This is a genomic window from Tritonibacter sp. SIMBA_163, from assembly GCF_046535935.1.
Taxonomy (GTDB): domain Bacteria; phylum Pseudomonadota; class Alphaproteobacteria; order Rhodobacterales; family Rhodobacteraceae; genus Epibacterium; species Epibacterium scottomollicae.
Map to the genome: position 1 here is coordinate 1 of NZ_JAWJBP010001162.1, position 242 is coordinate 242.

1 protein-coding gene is annotated in these 242 nt (G+C 72.7%); it reads right to left on the reverse strand.

The window, feature by feature from the left end; translation table 11 throughout:
• On the reverse strand, nucleotides 1–242 hold a 242-nt coding region (locus R0J92_RS25980), incomplete at both ends, for a YhjD/YihY/BrkB family envelope integrity protein (RefSeq protein WP_411053812.1).

The window sequence follows — 242 nt, forward strand, 5'->3', positions numbered from 1 at the left end:
CGCGCCATCCGCCGGTCGCTCAGCCCCTCGCCGGTGCGCGCCGCGCGCGACAGCGCGTGCAGCACGGCCAGCGCCGCGGTCAGCCGGCGCACGGGGGAGAGCCCCTCGCGGGCGTGCCGACGAATGCCGGCGCGCCATTCCGGCAGACTGGCCGCGAACTCCGCGCCGAACAGCACGACCATCCAGCTCACATAGACCCAGATCAGGAAGATCGGGATCGTCGCCATGACGCCGTAGATCGT